Raw genomic sequence first — 20,912 nt, forward strand, 5'->3', positions numbered from 1 at the left:
CTTTCCAAGTTCAAAACAAGGATTGTCTACGCTGATCAGATAACCTTCAAGAAGGCAATGGTTACCACATGAAATTTTCGTTCATGAACGAATCACTCTTCCCTGCAAGTTCAGACAAACGTAGTAGCACTTCCGCAGCCTCTGCACGTGTAACGACCCGCTGAGGCATGAACTTTCCATCAATCACAGGGATTAATCCCAGCTTCATCGTAATAATCGCAGCTCCTTTATTCATTACAGAAGCGGAATCGCTAGCTCCAGGAATGACATCATCTTTGGTGAAGGTAAGACCCAGTTTCTCATAATTCAACATCTGAGTCAGCATAAGAGCAAGTTCGTCTCGAGTAATCTTACGTTCTGTACTAAAGGAGGCATCCGGCTCATATGGGAGCCAATTCTGTGAAACTAAACTCTGAATCGCTTTATAATATTTATTCTCTGGCTTAATACTTCCGTATGGCTCTGTGTTCTCCCCATAATACTGATCCAAAGATGAGTTCAGGGCTCTGGCAACGAACAGATACCAGTCTCCAGTCGTGATTTCCTGATCAGGAGATATCTTCTGATCTGCATCCGGAATCATCACGCGATACTGAACCATTGTATTCAGTGCTGCTTCTGACTTATGTCCCTTCGTATCTTTTGCAGGAGCAGCCTCTGTGTTCGAATACTCAAGCAGGATCGTATCATGCCACTTTCCAGTTATAGCATCAAGTGGAATTGAAATTAAGTACACCGAGTTGATATCCTTCCGTACCGGATAATACACGAGCTTCGTGCTCGGCTCACCTGATCCATTCATGGACATATAGCCACCATATTGAGCGAACTTAAGCTTTAACTCCGTCTCCTTTAGAAAGGCTGCCTTCGCTTCCGCTTCTGTAATAACAGGCTTACTATTTAACGGCAAGTCAGATATTTGTGCAAACGAATAGTTAGCGAACTGGTTCACTTGTCCATCCATTCCGACTGCGATTGAAAGGGTATCTCCTGAAATCGGTATACCACCAGCGTATCGGGTAAATGAAAATTGATAGTTCTGATACGGATCATTTTTTCCTGGCTCAACTGTGCTCGTTAGTTTCCATTCCTTAGCAGCATCGGGTGTTAATCTGGAAATGGTACGAAACGCAATTTTCTCGGCATCTTTTTTCGATACCTTATTCACTGCGGATGTTTTATCCTGTTCAGACTTCATACCTGATTCAAAACGATAGGAATAAAAGTTATACGTATAAATCTGACCTGTCTTTGAATCGACCTCTACGGAGAGATCCCTACCATTTTGCAAATCACTAAACGAGATACTCCACACACTAGATTCCTTGTCACTCCAGCGTTTTCCCAGTCTTTTGTTGGTTGCTTTATAATTTTTTGAGATATCCATTTGCGATTGGACCCATTTAACAGCCTCATCTCCACTGGATAAAGGCTTCGGAGAAGGCGTATACACACCAGATGAAGTTGGAATGTCTACCGGCTTGAATTGATCTGCCTTAATCGGTTCCCCCCCATAATCTAGCACGTCTCCTGTATTCGCATCAATCGAGAAGCCCGCCTCCGTCTTCGGAACATACCCCAAGAAATATGACCCCTGCGTTCTAGCAAACTGTGAAGAAGAAGGAATGTAAGATAACTCAACTTCAAAAGATTCTTCATATTGTTTTCTAGCTGCTTCCGCTGAAACTTTAGCTACTGAAGAAGCCGGTGTTATCTCAGACTGCTTCGTTCGATTGAACGTTGTTACCTGACCTTGCTCATCGAGCGATATACTAATCATATCTGCGTCTGAAGGGATGCCATTTACAGATACATTAAAGTAAAACTCATATGTAGTGGGACTAAATAATGATTTCGTCATACCCATATACAGGGGATTCTCAACTAGTTCGTTTGCATTGACGCTCTTTATGTTCTTCTTAATCCATTCCATTGCCTTCTTGGAAGCTGCCTCTCTGCCTAGTGGTTGCGTGGGCCCTTCCTGTAAAGACATCAACAGATAACGCGGTATATACACGGATACAATTTCACCGGTGACTGCATTCACTGAAGCGCTAAATCCAGTCCCCCGATTTCCTTTTTGAAAAGAGAACATAATCTCCCATACCTTTGCACCTGTGCTTGAATAGTTCTGTTCTGCGAATTCAGCATTCGTTGCCGTCGCTTTATTCAGCATTGGAAACAATCTTTTTATCGTCTCTTCCGCTTGCTTGGCCGAAATTTTGGCTCCTTCTGGAATCTCTGTGCTCATATTCTGTGCCACTGTTTCTACAATTCCCCCTGCGTCTACTTGCGTAACGGTAACCACTCCATGACTTGAATCCCCCCATACTGGTTGTGCAAGACAGAGCATAGCCGTGGCTGTAACAGCACATACGGTAGACTTCATCTGAACAGACTTTTTAGACTTGTTCTTCAATTCATTCGCTCCCTTCACATGGCTCGGTATTTAGCATTAAGCTCAACTGGAACAGTACCATGCTCTTACGTGCAGCGATGTGTTCAACATAGAAAGTATGATCTGTGCAGCAAGGTCATAATAACTCTCCTACAGTACAAACGGTTGTAAGGGTCGTCTGGTTACGCCCTGTTAACACGATATTTTAGGAAAATCCAACAATCCCATAGCATGTCACTCTATTTCTTATGTTTGAAATTATGAAAATAGACCTGTCTTGTCCAGACAAAAAAACGCCGCCCCTAACCAGGGACAGCGTAAATATCTAACAATAGCAATGAATCACCGGTATTCCATTAGCTGCTGACTCAGCTCGCGTGTTGCTCCATACACGCGCTGATAAGACGCAAACAATGCATTATACTTCGCCACGTTATCTGGATTCGGCTCGTATTTCTGTGCCGGACGTAAGAATGCAGATGCACACCCCTTCAGACTCGGGAACCAGCCGCAACCGTATGCTGCTAGCATAGCAGCCCCCATCGCGGGCCCTTGCTCACTTTCAAGCTTTACAATCTCGGCATTAAAGATATCGGCTTGCATCTGGAGCCAGCTGTCATTCTTGGCACCGCCACCGATCGAGATCACCGTGTCGATCGTTTTGCCAGAAGCTCGTAAGATATCGATGGATTCACGTAACGAAAAAGTGATTCCTTCAAGCACCGCACGTGCAAAATGTGGGAGCTTATGCACTGCATCCATGCCAATAAAGCTGCCACGAATATTCGCATCCGGATGTGGCGTACGCTCACCCACAATATATGGTGTGAACAGAAGTCCACTACTGCCAGCTGGAATTTCATGAATCCCATCTAGCAACTCATCAAAGGATATGTCAGGAGCAAACGTTCTTTTGAACCATTCCAGACTGTATCCTGCCGCAAGGGTTACTCCCATAATATAGTATGCATCTTTCTCACTGTGATTGAAAAAATGCACTTTGCCTTCGAAGTCCACCTCTTTACGATCTTCGTAAGAAAGCACCACACCAGACGTTCCTATACTGCACATGGTCTGCCCTTCAGCAAGAATGCCTGCACCCATTGCACCGCAAGCATTATCAGCCCCACCAGTAAATACTTTCGTAGCCTCTAAAAGCCCGGATTGCTCCGCAATCTCCGGAAGCAGCGTTCCGCTTAGGTCGAATGACTCCACTAGTGGAGGACAGAAGGAATGTGGTAAATGGAATGTATCCAAAATATCAGTACTCCAGGCTTTTCCGGCCACATCCAGCAGCAACGTTCCTGCGGCATCCGAATAATCCATAGTTATATTTCCAGTTAAGCAGTAACGCACATAATCCTTCGGTAACAGAAATACAGCCGCTTGTGTTAGAATGTCAGGCTCATGTTCCTGTACCCAGAGGATCTTAGGAAGCGTAAAGCCTTCCAGTGCACGATTGCGCGTAATACGAAGAAGCTTATCTCCAAGCGCATCCTCTATTCGGCGGCATTGTTCTGTCGTCCGGGTGTCGTTCCAAAGAATTGCTGGACGAAGCACCTTGCCCTCCTCATCTAACAGAACCAAACCGTGCATCTGTCCTGAGAAGCTCAGTCCTTCAATGTGAGAGGGTTCAATCGCGTTCTCTTCTATTAAACGCTTTAAAGAAAGGAGTGTCTTCTCTACCCAATCTTCCGGGCGCTGTTCACTATAACCTGGTTTTGGCTGACTCAGCGGGTAGGCTTCCGAATGCTCTGCTACCACTTTCCCACCACGATCTACGAGCACCGTCTTTACTGCACTTGTGCCAAGATCGACTCCGATCACATAACTCATCATGATTCCTCCTCATGGTTAGTCGCAGCAAGTTAGATACCTGGATCTGCTCTGCTGAAACCTTTGGGGTGAAACAGCTTCACCGGCTTCCCTTATGGGAGCCGGTGAAGTTAATCATTTCTCATAGAGCATACGCCGAGTAGGCATATTCCATCAGGTTTAGTTAGCAAGAATGTACTGATTAAGCAGGCCTTTAAGCATTTCTTGGCGACCAGATTCATTCTTACGAGGTGTCTCGTTGTTCAGCGCATACTCAGCCAAGGAAGCCAAGGTCGCTTTACCAGATACTACGTCCGCACCGATTCCTTCAGTGAAGCTGCTGTAACGTTTCGCGATAAAGTCTTCGAAGACACGGTCTTCAATCAGCTTGGCAGCTACCTTCAAGCCTTTTGCATAAGTGTCCATACCTGCAATATGTGCAAGGAATAGATCCTCAGGCTCGAAGGATGGACGACGCACCTTCGCGTCAAAGTTCACACCACCACGGCCAAGGCCATCATTCATGAGCACCTCATACAGAGTTAGTGTTGCATCATAAATATTTACCGGGAACTCATCTGTATCCCAGCCAATCAGCATGTCCCCTTGGTTCGCATCCAGCGAGCCCAGCATTCCGTTCAAGCGAGCTACGCGAAGCTCGTGTTCAAATGTATGACCAGCTAGTGTTGCATGGTTCGCTTCAAGGTTCAATTTGAAGTGTTTATCAAGTCCGTATTTTTGCAAGAATGCAATTGTCGTAGCGGCATCAAAGTCATATTGGTGCTTCGTCGGTTCTTTAGGCTTAGGCTCAATCAAGAACTGAGCGTCAAATCCGATCTCCTTAGCATAGTCAATCGCCATATTGAACAGACGAGCCAGGTTATCAAGCTCTAGACCCATATCCGTGTTCAGCAGCGTCTCGTAACCTTCACGGCCTCCCCAAAATACATAGTTCTCAGCTCCGAGGCGTTTACCCACTTCCAGACCCTTCTTCACTTGTGCAGCTGCATATGCATATACATCTGCATTGCAGGTGGTTCCTGCACCGTGCATGTAGCGTGGATTCGTGAACATATTCGCCGTGTTCCACAGAAGTTTCTTACCGGTCGATTTCATATGGTCTTCAATCATGTCTACGATTGTATCGATGTTGCTATAGAATTCACGCAGATTATTTCCCTCTGGAGCGATATCTACATCATGGAAGCAGAAGAACGGCATGTTCAATTTATCCATGAATTCAAAACCGGCTTCTACACGCGCTTTCGCAAGATCCATACCGGAGTAATTGCCCCAAGGACGAACTGCTGTATCCGCACCAAACGGATCAGATCCGCCAGCAGTAAGTGTGTGCCAGTAAGCCATAGCGAAACGAAGATGTTCTTCCATCGTTTTGCCGGCTACAACCTCTTTCGGATTATAAAATTTAAAAGCATACGGATTCGTTGATTTGCTTCCTTCGAATTCGATCTTATTCACGTTGTTAAAATAGGCCATGAGATAAATCCTCCTATTTGCTTTAGATTGTGGTTAGAAGTTAACGCTTACAACGCAATCCTAACACATCCCTATAACTTTGTCTATTGGTTAAACTAAGTTGATGTTTAGGTAGTAATTCCCTGTTGTGTTAGACCTTAAATTATCGCTGTATCTCTTCTCTATCTGTTGCAATTTTATAATCTTCCCCCTAGACTATGAGCATATATTACGTTCTATTTGACTACTGAAGGATGGGTTTACCATGACAAACATCACTGGTGATCAAGCACTGGTTAAGAAGATAAATATGTCTATCGTACTGAATACGATTATCCGCTATGCCCCTCTATCCCGTGTCAAAGTATCCGAATTGACTGGGCTTAATAAAGCAACTGTATCGAATCTTGTGCTGGAGCTGTGCGAGAAACATCTCTTATTAGAGAGCGGACCTGGTGAATCAAGCGGCGGTCGTAAACCACGCATGCTGTTGTTTAATGGTAAAGCAGGTTATGCCCTAGGGGTAGAAATTCGCCTTAAGCAGATGGTCGCTATCCTGACCGATCTAGAAGGAAGAATTATTGCGGAGAATGAATGCTTGCTGGAGCATCACGATGTCTCATCTGTGTTAAATCGTATGGTGCAGTTGATTAAAGGTCTCATGCAACTTGCCCCCCCTTCCCACTACGGGATCGTAGGCGTCGGCGTAGGTGTGCCTGGTATGGTAGACAGTGATGGTACCGTTCTATTTGCTCCTAACCTGGGGTGGGAGATGGTTCCACTACGGCAACTCCTTGAAGATGAAATCGGTGTGCCGGTCACGATTGATAATGAGGCTAACGCTGGGGCCCAGGGTGAGCTTCGATTTGGGGCTGGACGTGACGCACAGCATCTGTTGTATATTAGTGCTGGAAGCGGTATTGGGTCAGGGATTATTATCAATGGAGAGCTCTACAAGGGAGCACGAGGCTATGCCGGGGAAACTGGACATATGACGATTGAAGCAGACGGGAAGGCCTGCTCATGTGGTAATCGTGGATGCTGGGAGCTATATGCATCGGAGAAAACCTATGATTCTCTTGATGCTTCTCTCCCTTCACGCCGAACCTCAGAATTAGTGAAGCATGCTGAACAAGGGCATGATAATACGATTGCTCATTTTGAAAATATTGGTCGTTACCTCGGGGTTGGTATTACAAATCTCGTGAACGGCTTTAACCCTCAATCAGTTGTTATCGGAGGCCCATTGTCGGATGCGCGTGAATGGATTCAAGATACGATCGAGCAAGTCGTCTCTAAGCGAACCCTTCCCTATCACCGTGAACGAATGGAAATACGCTTTGCGGAACTAGGCAGTCGATCTACCGTCATTGGAGCTGCTTACTCAGCTATTTCACATTTTCTCGGGCCAGTACGCGTATCAATGCCTTTAAATTGACGTAATTTCGCCTCATTTTTTATTTCGTAACTAAGGTAATATCCATCTGTTTCCTATATAATGGATTTCATATATGTGTGATATATGTCACTTCGAAACATGTAATCTATAAGGAAGATTCAGATTGGAGAGGAACGTTTCATGACTTATGTCAATACTGCAGATATTACGGCACAAATGTTTGTTACCGTGCTGCTATTTCTCTTAGTTATTGCGCCACTGTTCAGCTTAGCTATTCTACGTCTCTTTCAAGGAAAGAAAAAAGCAGGTCTTACACTTATTGGTGCGGGAATCGGTGCATACGCTATTTTCCAGCTCATTATGGTTATCTTTTTTTGACAAAAATTGAAACATGAAATTCCATAGTGCAACAATCCACATTGTCATTTTGACGTTTTGTTAGAGAATATCTATATCGCAAAGGGGCTGTCCCAAAAGATCATTAGATCTAGAGGGGTAGCTTCTTCTTTTACGTAGAAGTCGCTCCGCGTACGAAACGTTCCTACCATCGCTGTTGCCCCCTTTTCTTATCGTTACACACGTATCGGATCATTAAAATCATTATCGATGGATCATGATTTTACATCCTCACAAAAAGGATTTTTGTCTAAATTAATATACTTTAAATTTGTTAGCTTACTTAAGATTGTAGGCTTTTCCTTTAACATATTATTGTTTAGCGATAATGACCGCAGGTTTACTAAGGATTCCATCTCCACTGGCAGCTCCGATATGGCTGTGTAGCAAATGTCCAAACTCTCCAGATTCTTAAGCTTGCCAATTTCCGGTGGAAGCTTCGTCAGGGAAATATCACTTTTCTGGATCATAATGGATAAATCGGTAATGGTATGATAGCTCCCACAATAGACTGTTAAGCTCTTTAAGTGGATCAGCTTGCTGATATCTGCAGATATCTCCTCCAGATCCGCCGTATAAATCGTAAGTCTCTCCAGTGTCGTCAGATCAAACAGTGATCTCGGTAGTCTACGAACATCCTGCTCAAAAATATACAAATCCTTCAAACCCTTAAGCTCCGAGATGCGTTCTGGAATCTCCTTGATTCCATAGGCCTCGATAGATAGCTTCGAAGGCTGATGGTATACAGCATCCTCTATAAAAAGCTCGAAATTCTGCTTGTATTCACGACGATCAAAGAACAAACCAGGAATGGATTGCGCCAAATCTTCCGCTTCCGCTGTATCCACCCTCATGCCAGCCATTTGTTCATGTGCGACATTGTACAAAAAGTCTCGTCTCTGTTCATCCCAAAAGCTTAGATCTTCCGGAAGATGTGAATTCTGCCACTCAAACAGACTATTTGCCGTGTCTTTCAGCACTTTCCCTGCTTCCGGGCAGCATTTGTATATATAATAGGTTCCTTGGCTGTAGGCTATAGCATTGTCCGGCATCATCTCCCCCATATGACGTATCTCGATCAAAAAGGGCTCTAGTGCGGTGAGTGCCCGCTCCCCCCTCTCTGAAAGGCCCAAACTATGGCGGGTTGCTAGCACGAAAAACTTGGACTGCGACACAACATAATCAATCAAACGTCTATATGCTTTTCCTTGTATATCACAATAAAACGGAATCATAACATCCCCCTCTTTTCGTCCTAAGCAATTTGCATAAGATAATACATTCAAACCCCATAATTTGTAAATATAATCCGATGCTTATCTCATACAAAAAAAAGAGCAGCTTCACTCTTTCAAGTGAAGTGCCCTTTCCTCCGTTTAGCTGCATATCTAAGTTGTGCGTAGCAAGCGCAGTCCGTTCAGAATAACCAGAATCGTACTGCCTTCATGGCCAATTACCCCTAGTGGAAGAGCTACGCCTTGCAGAAAATTCGCAACAATTAACGTAAGAATAACGGTGATTGCAAACACCATATTTTGCTTCACAATTCGCTGAGTCTTACGAGCTAGCTTAACGGTTCCAGCAATTTCCTCAATATTATCATTCATCAACACCGCATCTGCCACCTCTAGCGCTGTTCCGCTGCCGGTAACTCCCATACCGATACCAACCGTTGCAGTTGCTAAAGCAGGCGCATCATTCACTCCATCGCCCACCATAACGACATGCCCATACTGCTCACGCAGATTCTTCAAATGTTCAACTTTATCCTCGGGCAGCAAATCAGAGAAAACCATATCAACACCCGTCTGCTTCGCAATGACTTGAGCGGTTGCTCTGCGATCACCCGTTAACATAGCTACTTTAATCCCAAGCTGTTGAAGCCGCTTCACAGCTGCTGCCGCTTGCGGACGCACTGCATCCTGCATAGCGATCATTCCGATCACCCGGTTATCTACGAGGACAACTGATACCGTCTTTCCTTCAGATTCTAGTTCCGAGCGGATAGAGGCCCAATCCTGATCCGATGCTCCTTCCACTCCAGATCGCAAAGAAGTAGCAGAGGTTTTATACTCTTCAAGATCCAGTACATCACTCTTTCCGATCTTCCACACCTTCCCTTGAACCTCAGCCTGCATGCCCCATCCCGTTATAGATTGCGCGTTCTCAGCTGGGTGGAGCACAGCGCCTTCCTCCTTCGCCAACTGAACAATTGCCATGGCAAGCGGATGCTTAGACATACTCTCTACGGATGCACAAATACAGAGTAACTCTTCACGTGACATTCCTTCACCAACAATAAAGTCAGTGACAATCGGTGCTCCCAGCGTCAATGTTCCCGTCTTATCGAATGCCACTACCGCAGTTCGGGCCATGTTCTCAATATGGGCTCCACCTTTAAACAATACCCCTTTGCGGGCACGATTCGAGATCGCAGACAGCATGGCAGGCATAATGGAAGACACTAGTGCACATGGTGAAGCAACAACTAGAAATACCATTGCTTTATAGAATGAAGTACTCCAATCCCAACCGAGCAGCGGTGTGGTTAATAAAATTAATCCCATCGTTACGAGGACCACCACTTTGGCATAAATCGATTCGAAACGCTTGATGAAGCGCTCCGATTCCGGAACTTCACTCTCTGCTTCTTCGACTAATTTAATGATTTTGGCAAAAAGAGTCTGGTCTGCAGACTGTGTAACTTCTACATGTAACACACCTTCACCATTAAGCGTCCCAGCAAATACCTCATCCCCTACCACCTTATCTACGGGAATGGATTCCCCTGTTATAGAGGACTGATTCACAGAAGAGCTTCCTCGATAAACCGTACCATCAGCAGGTACAAGCTCACCTGGTTTAACAAGGATGAGATCGCCAATCTCCAATTGATCAATGGAGATCGACACCATCTCACCATTCTCAATACGAAGTGCCGTCTCAGGCTGAAGCTCCATCAGTGAAGATATGTCCTTACGACTACGCTGCATGGTGTAGCTTTCCAGTGCACCACTTAGTGCAAAGATAAAGATCAGCATCGCCCCTTCATTCCAGTAGCCAATCGTCGCAGCTCCCAGAGCAGCAGCAATCATTAATAAATTAACATCCAGATCACGTTCAATGAGAAGTGTCTTAACACCTTCTTTAGCCTTGATCCAGCCCCCTATCGTATATGAGACTACGTATAAAATAACAGATAACGATTCTGACCACTGGCTCACTGCCCATGCGGCAAGCATGAGAACGCCGCTTCCAAGTGCTGCTAGCACCTCCGGATTGCTAAGTAAGCTCTTCAAGTCCCATCCACCCGAATGACGAGGCCTTTGTGGGCCTGCTCCGTTCTCTACCGAAGACAAGTCTCCAATCTGTCCACTCTGTACCATTTGCATCGTTAATCAACTCCTACTTGAGAATGAGATCCATTCTTATTCCCCTTAAAATGACACATGCTGCCCCGGCTAAGCCGGAGCAGCATGCTAAATGAGAATGAGAATCATTTTTGTCCTTATACAATTTATTTTCCTTAGACCAACTTTATATTTTTATCATACCCATAACCTGCCTATTTGTAAACCTACATTCGCCTATTCATTGATGATTTTTTTTCAAAGCTTGTCCGAGCTGATGTAGAGCAAAAGTCCATGCGAATGTTGTAACCACATGGACTCATTACTCTTAGAAAGATAACTCGATTATTCAAATTCTCATTTCCTATGCCTCTTCTGCAGTTGGAAGACGACTTAACATCCATTCCAAGCGGATCCCTGCAATACGAACTGCCGCCACCAAGTCAAGTGCGCAACATACTTCCGATATTCCAAGCCGGTACACTCTCCGTAGATCCGATACTGTAACTTCCCCGCTTACTCTAATGACCATATGAGGCTTAACACGACGAATACGGAGCAGAATCTCTTCCAAATTAGACCCAAGCAAGACCGGACTAGCCCAGTCTGTTATCGGTTCATCCATCTTGAAACTGTCCGTTGCTCGGAATGAACCTTCCTCATCGAACCGATGTAACTCCGATTGCTTTTCTGTATCTACAACAATAACATCTGCTAATCGAGCGATGTCTGCCGCATCCACTGGTGCAATCTTAGGGTGAAGCAGGGCTCCGATTTTGGGAACAACAGAAGGCTTTACATGACAAAGTGTCTGCTTTCCAACCTCTTCAATAAAATCATGTGCTGCGATGAAATCTGCTGTATCAGCAGGCCATAAAGCTAACAGCTCTAACCGACTATCCAATCCTGCTTCATGGCATCTCGCCAACGCACGATATAATGATTCAAGTTGTATATCCTGCAGATCGTGCCGAATCTCAGGTCTGCATGCAATGGCTATATCCCATGCAAGACTAACGGCACACTGCGATTCACCTACAGCTTGAAGAACAGCCACCCACTCCTCGGTCCAGAGTGAAATTAGACGTAGACGATAGTGCTGTCTCTCTATTTCCTCCTCACTTTTAAGCCAGTCGCAATAAATTTCGTATAATCGTGTATTGTTGTAAAGTATGGCTTCTCCTCGCAGCAGTCCAATGCCTTGGGCACCTTTTTTCATTCCTGAGGTTACCTGCCCCACATCATCCGCACGAATCAATACTTTTAATCTTCGCTTCTCATCACTCCGTAGGAGCAATCGCTGAAGAGAGGATTGATCTTTACCGGAGGCCTCTTTTTTTCGTATAAGCTCTTCTATATCTTCGGGAGCTGCCAGTAACAGTAGAGCCTCTTCATGAGTAACCCCGCCGGTCGCTGTCAATTCACTTAATAAATCAATACCGTTTATATTTCCTGATGAGCGTTCCCGATCATTTCTGCTGAACATGTCATAAAAGCGCTTCCCCAATTCAGTGCCATTTCCCCGTTTCCCCTCGGTCATGATTTTCCTTCTACCCCTTTTCACTTGAATTGGTGGTTCTGTCACCTTCCCTAAAGATTATTATGAAGAAGCTGGAAATATACAGATCAACTGTTTTTTCAGGGCTGGAAATATATAAAAAGGCATTCTCCTCAATGCTGAGGAAAATGCCCTTGTAAATACTTATGATTGCATGAATGAACTCATTATTGTTGGCTTGCCGTCAGTGCCTGCTCCAAATCATACAAAATATCATCAATCGATTCCGTTCCTACCGAAATGCGAAGAAGTTCAGGGTTTACACCTGCTGAAACTTGCTCTTCTTCCGTTAACTGCTGATGGGTTGTGCTCGCAGGATGAATAATTAATGACTTCGAATCACCGACGTTAGCAAGGTGGGAGAATAGTTTGACATTCTCAATCACTTTGCGTCCTGCTTCTGTTCCACCTTTGATACCAAATGTTAAAATAGCACCTTGACCCTTCGGCAAATACTTCTTAGCGAGCTCATACGATGGATGGCTCGGCAAGCCTGTGTAGCTCACCCACTCCACGGCATCATGGTTTTCTAAGTACTGAGCTACTTTAAGGGCATTTTCACTATGGCGCTCCATACGTAGATGCAAGGTTTCAAGACCTTGAAGAAGCATCCAGGAATTGAATGGAGAAATGGAAGCCCCAATGTCACGAAGTAACTGTACACGCGCTTTGATAATATATGCAATAGGTCCAACCGCTTCTGTGTAGACCACGCCATGATAACTTGGGTCTGGCTCCGTCAATCCCGGGAATTTACCACTTGCAGCCCAGTCGAATTTACCGCCATCCACGATAACGCCGCCGATGGAAGTACCGTGACCACCAATAAATTTCGTTGCGGAATGCACCACAATGTCTGCACCATGCTCAATAGGGCGAAGCAGATATGGGCTTGGGAATGTATTATCTACGATAAGCGGAATTCCATTCTCATGGGCAATATTCGCTAAAGCTTCTACATCCAAAACATTTCCCTGTGGGTTTCCAATGGTCTCAGCATACAAAGCTTTAGTCTTATCGTTAATATATTTACGGTAATTCTCTGGATCGGATGAATCAACGAAATGAACTTTGATTCCTAGCTTAGCAAGTGTGTTAGAAAACAGATTATATGTACCACCGTACAGGCTAGAGGAGGAGATAATCTCATCACCAGCACCCGCAATATTCAGAATTGAGAACGTAATCGCAGCCTGACCAGAAGCTGTAGCCAGTGCACCTGCTCCACCTTCTAATGCAGCGATACGCTGCTCGAACACATCCGTTGTCGGGTTCATAATACGAGTGTAGATGTTACCGAATTCTTTAAGCGAGAACAGATTCGCTGCATGCTCGCTATCCCGGAATCCATAGGATGTCGTCTGGTACAGCGGAACCGCCCGTGACATCGTAGTTGGATCAATCTCCTGACCTGCGTGTACGGCTAACGTTTCAATGGAAAATTTGCGTTCGTCTGACATGAGTATTTCCTCCCTTTTCTCCCGATGGAAAATTTATGATGAAATTTCTCTCATTTTCTCACACTTTCCATCGTTTGAAAAGGTCTAATCCCTATTACATTTATCGGAATTATTTTTGTGTCAAGATGATGCGAGCATACAGTGAAATTAGCTTACTCTGCATATACGGTTCCCCATCCGTAACCTGCTTCTGGAGATGTGTCTTCTGGCATTCCTGGCAAGATTAGACCTCCGTCAATTCGCAGGTTAATTCCTGTAATATAGGATGCTGCATCGGAAGAGAGCCAAGCAATTGCCTCACCGATATCGGATGGTGTTCCAATACGACCTAGTGGTATTTTTCTACCCAGCGGTTCCTGTTCAGCATTTTGATCTAATCGATTCACAGTAGCACCTGGAGCTACACAGTTAACACGAATGCCATATGGCGCCCATTCCAGTGCAAGAGATTGTGTTGAACGAATTAGCGCGGCTTTCATACCGCCATACACACTATCCTTCGGATAGGCTCTTTCTCCTCGGGATGAAGTAATAAAGATGACATTGCCCGGAATCTTATTCGCAATCATCTCTCTCACTACATACTTACTCAGTAGCATCGGTGCTCTGTAATCCAGTTGAATCGCCATGTCCATAGCGTCTTCTTCCATCTCCGTCAGAATAGCATGGTTCCCGATCCCTGCATTGTTAACAAGCAGATCAATACGGCCGAATTCTTCCATCGTCTGCTTCACTACGGACTCCGCTTCTCCTCTAACTGTTAGATCACTCTGAATGATAAGTGGGGCTTTGCCGTAAATATGAGAAATATCTTCTTCCACTTCACGAATATCATCCTCACTTGAGTGATAAGTAAGCGCCAAGCGGTACCCTTTCTGAGCTAACACTTTAGCAATTCCTCTACCGATACCAATACCTGCTCCGGTAATCAGAGCTACCTTTTCATTCCCTTGCTCACCTATCGTTCTCATGTTTCAATCTCTCCCTTCAAGGTAAATAGACTGTCCACGAAAATAGTACGCTAAGAAGAGACATTGCACTGTCTCTTGTCTTTTATACCCATGAGGAGCATCTCTGATAGAGAGATAGTTCAAGTAACCTTGAATAAAGGGTTCTTGCTATCCAATGTATAACAATTAGCGTAAAATGTAATATATACTCAGGAAAAGGAGTCGATACCATGGACATTACCCTTTGGATCATCGCTAGCGTCCTGTTTCTATTTTTCCTCATCATGATTCCCGTCCAATATAATTACATCAAAGCAATAAATGAAGACCAGCGACGAAAAAACAAGACCCAGAATCAATATTATGAAGGTATGTCCTATCAAGAAGAACAACTTCACTTAAATAGTCAATTAGCATTTTGGCCATCTACTTTTGTTGCATCCCTCATCTATAAAGCTAGACATGGGAAGAGTAAGATAAGATAAGCAAACAAAAAACATCTCCTGATTTGGAGATGTTTTTGTTATGTTACGCTCGTTGCTGCGTAAGTGCATCCATATGAACGAAGAAGGTATCTTCTAAGGTAGGTTCCTTTTCCGAATACTCCGGTCCAGGCGCACTGTGGCCCATTCGTCTTACTCGAACCCCTTGCGGCAACATTCTGAAGTGGATGATACTTGGTTCCGGAATGGTCTCGAATTCTTTAAGACTAACCTCTCCCTCCCACACCTTCAACGGTGCAGCGAGTTTCCAAGCTCGTGGAGAGCCATTGTAACGAATTCGTCCTTTATGGAGCCATACTACGGTGTCAGTTGCGTCCTCCCACTCATTCAGCTCATGTGCCGCAACAATTACCATTCTCCCTTTTGCATAACGGGTTAAATAGGCAATTAAGAATTTGCGCTCTTCCGCGTCCATACCGTTTAAGGGTTCATCCAAAAATAAGAATGATGGCGAAGCCAATAGTGCCTGAACCACAGCTATTCTGCGCTGTACACCTTGGGAAAGATTTTTCACTTTGGTCCGTCGGTGTGCCTCCAATCGAAATTCTTCCATTAATCGATCTATAATTTCTGGTGAACAAATTCCCTTCATTTCAGCCAGATAGGTCAATAATTTGCCTACTTTCATATCTCCGTACAATTCAATATCAGATGGAACATATCCGATCTGACTGCGAACCAGCGGCAGATGGTCCGTTGCCTTACGCCCTTTGTACAATATTGTCCCTTCATCTGGAGCCTGTAGCGTCGTGAGTATTTCCATAAGTGTTGTCTTACCTGCTCCGTTCGCTCCAACTATTAGGTTCAGTCCCATTTGAAGTCTGGCTTTGCCAATTTCCAGCCGATAAGTGCCAGCCTGACGAACAAGTCCTTCTACACTAATCATTGAGCCATGCCCCCAGATAACGTGCTATCCTTACGACTCCGACCATAGGAGAAAATTAACAGCAGCGCACCGATGAGAAGGATACCTATATCTACTGGTGTTTTGATAACATGCGGTACTCCATAACCGTTGATCTGCCCCTGAAGCACAATCCACATGCCATAAACTAGAATAGCGGAAAGAATAGAAGCAGCCATTCCTTTTCTGAACATCATATACATGGCAGCGCCGCCCGTTAGAAGTAGAACTCCCATCCATTCAAGTACAAAGGGACCAAACAAAAAATTCGATGTCTCCGCATTCATCGCCCGTATGCCAAGCACTAAAGTGCTGAGCAGAGCCATACCAACCACGATTCCAGTAACCATGAGTAAGCGGCTGTATAACACAAGTGCTGGTGGATACGGGGTGATCGTCTCCACCGCTCTCATTCCGCGGTCCCACGTCCGGCTACTAAATAACATAGAAGCAATCAGCAGCAGTGGTGTGATAAGTGGAAATATTCCCCCTGGTATACCGGCAAATTGATCAAGCGGATACTCTGGATCAACCAGAAGAATAAGCATGCTAAACACAGCAGCGCTAGCGAGTAGGATAGATTTCTGATTGAGACGAAGCTGACTTCGTAACAACTGTTTCAGTGAGGGGGGATCCACCTGCGGGTTAAAGTCCAGCTGGGGAGGTGAGACCTCAAGCTTAAGCTGGTCAAATTCCCCTTGTAGTGAAGCGATCAGCTGTGCCGTTTCACTTGGGAGCGGTGGCGGCATAACCGCACCCTTTAGCGGGCCTCTAAGCTCCTCCTCAAGTCTTCTCAATTCATTATCGGAAGGATGATCCATGGGAATACACCTCACTTTCTTTTTGTTCAACTTGCCGACCTTCTTCACTCACTGATTTCCTCCGGGAATTTCCTGGCGCCCCATTGGAGCGAGCCGAAACTGCCGGAGCGTAAGAGTGATCTAATGTCATTACTTTCTTCAATTTTCTCAATCCATTGTATAAATGTGTCTTCACTGTACTTAGGGGGATATCCAGCAGTTCCGATATTTCCTGAAGCTTCATATCGTGAAAGAAACGTAATGAAACCACGTTCTTCTGGACTTCAGGCAGACTCTCAAGTGATGCGGCAATCTCCATTGACGTCTCTTGCCTCTCTATCAGTTCTTCAGCACCAACGGATGGATCCGAACGTTCCGGGAACTCTTCTCCGGCCAGCCCTTCTGAACGGTATACCGAGCTCTTCCAATAGTCCTTACATTGATTTAGCGCAACACGGTAGAGCCAAGATCTGACGTGCTCCAAAGCCCCCTGCTGTCTATAATGCCTTATCAACTTAACAAAGGTCTCCTGTACAATATCTTGAGCTTTCTGACGATCCTGCAACTGATTGGATATATAACTGAGCAGCGGTCCGTGATAACGGGTCACGAGCATCTCGAATGCATCTTGGTCACCCGCAGCCATTCTTTCAGATAGCTCCTGATCGGTAATCATGCTTCATCCCCCCTTCCGTATTCGTATTTTTTTGTACCATTACCATTAAGATTGATCTCTACTTTTTTGAATTCGAATGAGGACTACCCACAACCTTATCCCACTCTCGATTCCATTCATCCAAGGATATTGCCTGTTCATTTAGATACATATTCTCTCTTCTACCTGGTTGACTAATACCTTGGTTGTAAAAATGCAGAAGGAGCTTCTTAACTTCACGCTCTTTCCCCTGATCAAGTGCTTTCGAAACCTGCTTCAGCATCTTACGACCAATTCCTTTCGGATCGTAATCCTTGTCTTTCATAGTCAGCAATTGAATAGATTGCTTCCATCCGTATTGATCCACAATCTCCTCATCACTTAAGCCTCCTGCTTCCCGGTAATACAGGTACCAGAATAAGCTGCTGATCTTCCCTCGAACATCCTTAGCTGTCTCTTCACTGCTAGTATAGATGCTTAATCCTTCTTGACCACCAAACATCATGGTATTCATCCAATCACTCGACAAACCATCCGTTGAAGGATCATTGATAAAATTCACTAGCGATAGAATCATTTTATTATCGACTTTCGTATGTTCATCCGAAGCAGCTATACTCCTGCCGAGGTACATAACATGTGTAATCCCAGGTCTAAACTCAGGAATCCAACTTGAGAAATACTCATATTTCCCCGTCAGTTCACTCATTATTTCCTGACTATATCTCCTATTATATGGTGTCGTAACTAACGTAATCGGAAGATTCTCATGCTCCAGTTCGAGCCAATCACGGCTACCTATAAGCGTAAGCCCCCTTACCTCACTCCCAGCAAACTCTTGGTAGCCTTCTTTACGTACCAGCTCGGGAATACCTGTATACAATGGATTCGAATAACCCTCCACCCTCAGTGTCATAGCTGCTGGCGGGAAGTACATTGCTGAATAGTAAAAGCCTGTATATATACGAGTGGGGTCATAATCATCCACATAAACATCTTGATGTCCAGGAAGTGGGTACCATGCCATAGACTTTGGCAAATTCACCTCAGTACCAACACTGAAAGCAGGATATTTCTCGCTATTATATCTCTTTAGGAAATTCATTATTTTTCCACTGTAAAATACATCAATCTGTAGATTTCCTTTTACTTCATTTGGAATTTCCACATTCAAATGATCTCCTTGCCGACGAAACGTGGTGTCAACACCTTGAACAAGCACTTTACTCACTTGGAAGGTTCGATGAAGTGTAAGTGGAAACGAGGTTCTATCCGCAAGTTCCTTATTAGGTACCTCCAGCTTGGCTGAAAGTACGAGCATGTCATCCTTATTTCTCTCTAATGTAATATCATAACTGGAAATCGTTAATCGTTTATCCTTCGAAAAATCTGTTCCTGCTAATCGTAAACTCGGATCATTCTCAATCTCACGAATTACAGCATACCGATCCTGCCACATCGATGCATAGGGTACAAATGCGACAGTGGACAAGATTACAGCTCCTGCAACGAAAACCCAGCAATATTTAATAGTCATCGTAGGACGCGTTCGGTTCAGTAGCAGAAGGCTGACCATCAACATTAGAAGTGTAAAAGCAAGTACAAATACACGGGACTGATTAAGCTCTCCTCTAAACAGCTCATACCCCCAGCTTTCATCACCCATTGGAGCTGTACTAAGGAAAAACTGGCTCAAGTGAAATGTTTTGATTGCAGAAAGTCCAGCTTGTTCGATAAGAAAGATATCCATAAAAAAGGTACCAAACATCCATGCACAAAATCCAATCAGGTACACCACACGATTCGGTATACAGACAGCAAGTAACATCGCTAATGCGAGTGTAACCAAATAGGACACTTCTGCTTGGACTGCAATATTCATCGTATGTCGCAACGCAATACTTCCATCGACACCTTGTCCTACGGACAAAACGTAAAATATAATTGACGTCGGTATGGTGAACAGTGTCATGTACAAGAATCCCACGACATACTTGGTCGACAACAGCATGCTGAAGGAAACAGGCAAACTCCGGTTCCATTCAAAAGACGATCGTCTGATATCTCGCCGAACCATCAAAATACCAATCATCATCGCTGGCCCAAGTGAAATGGTATGGGCAACGGAATGATATTGAATCAACTGCTTATATATTTCAGAATCGATGTATTCTAAAGAATCAAGCGCAAATACAAGAAACAGAGCACCATATATGACAGGAAATAATGCGAAGACAGGGTTTCCCAATAACAATCGAATTTCGAGCAGCCCATGTTTCAGCCACTTTTTCATTCCCTGTCCCTCCTCAGCAGCGCTAAGTAACCATCCTCAAGCGTTGGCTCTACCCGAACCGCCCCGCTCAGCGGAGATTCATCGCCAGTCAGTCTGCAGATCATTCCTTCTGGCACCGTACGCGTCGAAATAATGGTAGCCGGATCAACGGCTGCGAACTGAGTAGGAGTTAACACTGCTTCCCACACATACCCCTCACCACAGGCTTGAAGATCCTCCAGATCACCTGTCATCAGAAGACTGCCTTGATTCATGACTGCAACCTTACGACAGTTGCTCTCGATATCAGCTACGATATGAGTGGATAGCAGCACTGTCCGATTGATGCTGAACCGAGTCAACATATTCCGAAACCTTACCCTCTCCTGTGGATCAAGACCTGACGTAGGCTCATCTACGATGAGTACATCTGGTGAACCAAGCAAAGCTTGCGCAATCCCTATACGCTGCTTCATTCCCCCAGAGTAGGTTCGAACCTTTTTATCCGCCTTTTCCTGTAAATTGACCATCTCCAAAAGTTTAGAAATTTCCTTACGGCGCAAGGCCGGGTCTGTTAGACCTTTCATAACACCGACATAGTCAAGATAATCACGTCCGGTCATCTGCGGATAAATATGAAAGTGCTGTGGAAGGTAGCCGAGCATACTCCGAATTTCTTCTGGCCTTCCGAGCGGTATACCATTTACCGTGACTTGCCCTGAAGTCGGCGCCAAAAGTGTAGCCAGAATACGCATCAACGTTGTTTTACCCGCACCGTTTGGTCCAAGCAGACCCGTCATTCCTTTATCGAATGTAAGTGAAACATCGAGAAGTGCCCATTTGCCTTTTCGGTAGGTTTTGGATAGATGCTCAATCGTAATCATGTGTTATACCCTTTCATTCCAACAATAATAAAATAAGTCCGCGCGGTTCTTATTATGGAAACGAATCAGATTTAAGAAAAGTTTGTTTCGCT

At 44.7% G+C, this 20,912-nt stretch carries 16 protein-coding genes; 3 read left to right on the plus strand and 13 right to left on the minus strand.

The window, feature by feature from the left end; genetic code table 11:
• Positions 1-61: 61 nt before the first annotated feature.
• The 3 genes from AC3WJJ_RS23845 to xylA all read right to left on the minus strand — a co-directional run bounded on the left by AC3WJJ_RS23845 (position 62) and on the right by xylA (position 5,710).
• Entirely contained in the window at positions 62-2,419 is a 2,358-nt protein-coding gene (locus AC3WJJ_RS23845) for a YcdB/YcdC domain-containing protein (protein WP_492544446.1), read from the minus strand.
• 321 nt (positions 2,420-2,740) lie between these two features.
• Entirely contained in the window at positions 2,741-4,234 is a 1,494-nt protein-coding gene (gene xylB / locus AC3WJJ_RS23850) for a xylulokinase (RefSeq protein WP_492544448.1), read from the minus strand.
• Between the two features lie 159 nt (positions 4,235-4,393).
• Entirely contained in the window at positions 4,394-5,710 is a 1,317-nt protein-coding gene (gene xylA, locus AC3WJJ_RS23855) for a xylose isomerase (RefSeq protein WP_492544450.1), read from the minus strand.
• 244 nt (positions 5,711-5,954) lie between these two features.
• Here xylA and AC3WJJ_RS23860 point away from each other — a divergent pair, with 244 nt between their 5' ends.
• On the plus strand, positions 5,955-7,127 hold the full coding sequence (locus tag AC3WJJ_RS23860; protein ID WP_492544452.1) for an ROK family protein: 1,173 nt from the start codon (positions 5,955-5,957) through the stop codon (positions 7,125-7,127).
• Positions 7,128-7,268: 141 nt separating this feature from the next.
• Positions 7,269-7,466: a hypothetical protein gene (locus tag AC3WJJ_RS23865; protein ID WP_492544454.1), complete on the plus strand. Its 198-nt coding sequence runs from the start codon at positions 7,269-7,271 to the stop codon at positions 7,464-7,466.
• A gap of 233 nt (positions 7,467-7,699) precedes the next feature.
• On the opposite strand, the gene AC3WJJ_RS23870 is transcribed toward AC3WJJ_RS23865, so the two are convergent.
• The 5 genes from AC3WJJ_RS23870 to AC3WJJ_RS23890 all read right to left on the minus strand — a co-directional run bounded on the left by AC3WJJ_RS23870 (position 7,700) and on the right by AC3WJJ_RS23890 (position 14,823).
• A complete protein-coding gene (locus tag AC3WJJ_RS23870) occupies positions 7,700-8,719 on the minus strand; it encodes a leucine-rich repeat domain-containing protein (RefSeq protein WP_492544456.1) in 1,020 nt (339 codons plus the stop codon).
• 153 nt (positions 8,720-8,872) lie between these two features.
• Positions 8,873-10,876 (minus strand): heavy metal translocating P-type ATPase, encoded by a 2,004-nt coding sequence (locus AC3WJJ_RS23875; protein ID WP_492544458.1) that lies wholly within the window; start codon positions 10,874-10,876, stop codon positions 8,873-8,875.
• Positions 10,877-11,198: 322 nt separating this feature from the next.
• On the minus strand, positions 11,199-12,374 hold the full coding sequence (locus AC3WJJ_RS23880) for a PEP-utilizing enzyme, TIM barrel domain protein (RefSeq protein ID WP_492544460.1): 1,176 nt from the start codon (positions 12,372-12,374) through the stop codon (positions 11,199-11,201).
• A gap of 185 nt (positions 12,375-12,559) precedes the next feature.
• Positions 12,560-13,852, minus strand: a complete 1,293-nt coding sequence (locus AC3WJJ_RS23885; protein ID WP_492544462.1) for a homocysteine synthase — start codon at positions 13,850-13,852, stop codon at positions 12,560-12,562.
• Between the two features lie 152 nt (positions 13,853-14,004).
• The gene (locus AC3WJJ_RS23890) at positions 14,005-14,823 is read right to left on the minus strand and encodes an SDR family NAD(P)-dependent oxidoreductase (protein WP_492544464.1); all 819 of its coding nucleotides are present in this window, start codon (positions 14,821-14,823) and stop codon (positions 14,005-14,007) included.
• A 209-nt stretch (positions 14,824-15,032) separates the two neighbouring features.
• Here AC3WJJ_RS23890 and AC3WJJ_RS23895 point away from each other — a divergent pair, with 209 nt between their 5' ends.
• Positions 15,033-15,287 (plus strand): DUF3949 domain-containing protein, encoded by a 255-nt coding sequence (locus AC3WJJ_RS23895; protein ID WP_492544466.1) that lies wholly within the window; start codon positions 15,033-15,035, stop codon positions 15,285-15,287.
• 43 nt (positions 15,288-15,330) lie between these two features.
• On the opposite strand, the gene AC3WJJ_RS23900 is transcribed toward AC3WJJ_RS23895, so the two are convergent.
• From AC3WJJ_RS23900 to AC3WJJ_RS23920, 5 genes are read right to left on the minus strand one after another with little or no spacing between them, the layout of a single operon-like run.
• Positions 15,331-16,191 (minus strand): ABC transporter ATP-binding protein, encoded by an 861-nt coding sequence (locus AC3WJJ_RS23900; protein WP_492544468.1) that lies wholly within the window; start codon positions 16,189-16,191, stop codon positions 15,331-15,333.
• Entirely contained in the window at positions 16,188-17,030 is an 843-nt protein-coding gene (locus AC3WJJ_RS23905; RefSeq protein WP_492544470.1) for a hypothetical protein, read from the minus strand. The genes AC3WJJ_RS23900 and AC3WJJ_RS23905 overlap by 4 nt, the downstream gene beginning before the upstream one ends.
• Positions 17,011-17,685, minus strand: coding sequence for an RNA polymerase sigma factor (locus AC3WJJ_RS23910; protein WP_492544472.1), 675 nt, complete (start codon positions 17,683-17,685; stop codon positions 17,011-17,013). The genes AC3WJJ_RS23905 and AC3WJJ_RS23910 overlap by 20 nt, the downstream gene beginning before the upstream one ends.
• Before the next feature lie 58 nt (positions 17,686-17,743).
• Entirely contained in the window at positions 17,744-19,957 is a 2,214-nt protein-coding gene (locus AC3WJJ_RS23915; RefSeq protein ID WP_492544474.1) for an ABC transporter permease, read from the minus strand.
• The gene (locus tag AC3WJJ_RS23920) at positions 19,954-20,820 is read right to left on the minus strand and encodes an ABC transporter ATP-binding protein (RefSeq protein ID WP_492544476.1); all 867 of its coding nucleotides are present in this window, start codon (positions 20,818-20,820) and stop codon (positions 19,954-19,956) included. The genes AC3WJJ_RS23915 and AC3WJJ_RS23920 overlap by 4 nt, the downstream gene beginning before the upstream one ends.
• Between the last annotated feature and the right edge of the window lie 92 nt (positions 20,821-20,912).

The organism is Paenibacillus sp. FW507-14B1B, assembly GCF_058781425.1.

Bases quoted from the DNA above. Each gene is read 5' to 3' on its own strand.
- xylB (WP_492544448.1), bottom strand. From the start codon at position 4,234: ATGAGTTATGTGATCGGAGTCGATCTTGGCACAAGTGCAGTAAAGACG.
- xylA (WP_492544450.1), bottom strand. From the start codon at position 5,710: ATGGCCTATTTTAACAACGTGAATAAGATCGAATTCGAAGGAAGCAAA.
- AC3WJJ_RS23860 (WP_492544452.1), top strand. From the start codon at position 5,955: ATGACAAACATCACTGGTGATCAAGCACTGGTTAAGAAGATAAATATG.
- AC3WJJ_RS23865 (WP_492544454.1), top strand. From the start codon at position 7,269: ATGACTTATGTCAATACTGCAGATATTACGGCACAAATGTTTGTTACC.
- AC3WJJ_RS23870 (WP_492544456.1), bottom strand. From the start codon at position 8,719: ATGATTCCGTTTTATTGTGATATACAAGGAAAAGCATATAGACGTTTG.
- AC3WJJ_RS23875 (WP_492544458.1), bottom strand. From the start codon at position 10,876: ATGCAAATGGTACAGAGTGGACAGATTGGAGACTTGTCTTCGGTAGAG.
- AC3WJJ_RS23880 (WP_492544460.1), bottom strand. From the start codon at position 12,374: ATGACCGAGGGGAAACGGGGAAATGGCACTGAATTGGGGAAGCGCTTT.
- AC3WJJ_RS23885 (WP_492544462.1), bottom strand. From the start codon at position 13,852: ATGTCAGACGAACGCAAATTTTCCATTGAAACGTTAGCCGTACACGCA.
- AC3WJJ_RS23890 (WP_492544464.1), bottom strand. From the start codon at position 14,823: ATGAGAACGATAGGTGAGCAAGGGAATGAAAAGGTAGCTCTGATTACC.
- AC3WJJ_RS23895 (WP_492544466.1), top strand. From the start codon at position 15,033: ATGGACATTACCCTTTGGATCATCGCTAGCGTCCTGTTTCTATTTTTC.
- AC3WJJ_RS23900 (WP_492544468.1), bottom strand. From the start codon at position 16,191: ATGATTAGTGTAGAAGGACTTGTTCGTCAGGCTGGCACTTATCGGCTG.
- AC3WJJ_RS23905 (WP_492544470.1), bottom strand. From the start codon at position 17,030: ATGGATCATCCTTCCGATAATGAATTGAGAAGACTTGAGGAGGAGCTT.
- AC3WJJ_RS23910 (WP_492544472.1), bottom strand. From the start codon at position 17,685: ATGATTACCGATCAGGAGCTATCTGAAAGAATGGCTGCGGGTGACCAA.
- AC3WJJ_RS23915 (WP_492544474.1), bottom strand. From the start codon at position 19,957: ATGAAAAAGTGGCTGAAACATGGGCTGCTCGAAATTCGATTGTTATTG.
- AC3WJJ_RS23920 (WP_492544476.1), bottom strand. From the start codon at position 20,820: ATGATTACGATTGAGCATCTATCCAAAACCTACCGAAAAGGCAAATGG.